The 1,828-nt window shown below is 41.4% G+C and carries 1 protein-coding gene; it reads right to left on the bottom strand.

The features are described 5' to 3' along the window. Positions 1-155 precede the first annotated feature (155 nt). Positions 156-1,301 (bottom strand): TMEM165/GDT1 family protein, encoded by a 1,146-nt coding sequence (locus FWJ59_RS09515; protein ID WP_414481689.1) that lies wholly within the window; start codon positions 1,299-1,301, stop codon positions 156-158. Between the last annotated feature and the right edge of the window lie 527 nt (positions 1,302-1,828).

Raw genomic sequence — 1,828 nt, 5'->3', positions numbered from 1 at the left:
TCCTCATGGAAACAGGACAGCTAAAGCCCGGCTGCAGCCTAAATACAGCGCACAAGGCATATTCCTCATTTATTTTTGCTATTAGCCAAAAATACTAAAAGGAGCGCATGAACGCAAACGCTCCTTTTTAGACAACCCCTTAGCTTTTCTATGCCTTAAGCAGACATGTTGCTGACCCCTACAGGCTTCCTTCTTCGAAACATGTTGCTAATTTTATCGGATAACACGGCATCCACCTTTCTCACTTCCTCGATGTATGAATCAATATCTTCAAATCTTTTTATCGGTTGACCTAGGAGAATTGTTTCCATTTGGTTTCTGATGAAGTGAGCATTAGTCAAATTCTTTTCATCCCAAATGATGCTGATCAACCAAAGGGTATCCACCAGGCAATCCAAAATCTCCTCTTCCGTAAAAGGCTTATTCCAGTGGTCCACCTCGTTCCCCCGGGGTACCGCCTGGCACTCTTGATTGTCCAATGCCGCCTGTACTATCTCCTTTGCATGTCCAATAACGCATTGATTCCCCTCACACGTGCCGCAATACGTCGGTCCCAGACAAATATGGTCCAAATCCTCTTTCATATGCAGATAATAGTCATGAAGCAGCTTTGCTGTAGCCACAAGGCTAGATTGCATCCCAGCACGCCTTCTGCGAATCAATGAACGCACCATCAAATATGTAATTAAAGCTAGTATGCAGATGAATGGGACCACGGTATATAATTTTAAAAATCGAGGAGGTACCGTTTGAAACAGCTTTTGAAGTCCAAAGAACATAAAAATGGAAGCCGCCAGTATTTTAATACCCAGTTCCGGAATCTTATCGCCTAACTTCTTACCAATCAAAATCCCCAAAGCTCCGGTGGCTATCATGCCTGAAACGGTTCCTGCCAGAACCATCACCGGATATTTAGCATCGGCTGATAGGGTGATTGCCGTCAATTGAGTTTTATCGCCAAGCTCGCCTAAAAAGAAAGCCAGGGCAACCGTTATCATCGGCCCAAATTGCATCCTTTGCTCTTTTTCTTCTTCCTCATCTTCAGGCTTCAGCGTCCAAAATGCAAATCCAACAAAGGCAGCTCCGGCAATCATCTGAATGGTTCTGATGGGAACCACCCGAGATAGATAGCTTCCTAAAACGACAGCAAGACCATGGTTCAAAAATACTCCCAACCCTATTCCCATCAGTACTTTTCTTACTGGATATCTTGTAGCAAATGCCATGGCTAGAATTTGGGTCTTGTCCCCCATTTCCGCAACAAAAATCAATAAAAATGCCCAAATCATTTCCTGAATCATATCATTCCTCCTCTTTCCATTCCTTTGCATATCTATTAAAAAAATCGATCTGTTTTCTCATAATTCTTCCAATCATTACAGTCCAATATACTTTCTGTCCCCTTTCATTCAATAAAAAAAGACTTTTAGATTATCAGTCACATTCCGATAATCTAAAAGTCTCGCTCGCTTTAACAAACGTTAAAGCAGATAAGACCAGGAGGATTCCCTCCAGCATGTTGATCTTATCTTTAGAGCTACTCCCTTTTAGTGTTAACATTATTTTAACAATGCATCAAGCACCTGTCAATCCATTAGAGATACCTGATCGTGTGTTTTCCCTGGTCTATTAGATTGATAAACGTGGTTCTAATACACATAGTCGGCTCTACCGGTTGCATATGCCAAACGCAGTTGTTGACAGCAGCTCTCATGTTTTGTTTAAACCATATATGTATATCATATGTACCATTACTATAAGTTCCTTAATATTGCCCACAAATGGAAATCCATAATCACATGAGCAATATTGTTAACGATGTACCTAT

The organism is Caldicoprobacter sp. (genome assembly GCF_047459465.1).
Taxonomy (GTDB): domain Bacteria; phylum Bacillota; class Clostridia; order Caldicoprobacterales; family Caldicoprobacteraceae; genus Caldicoprobacter.
This window is presented reverse-complemented; position numbering and strand designations above follow the sequence as displayed.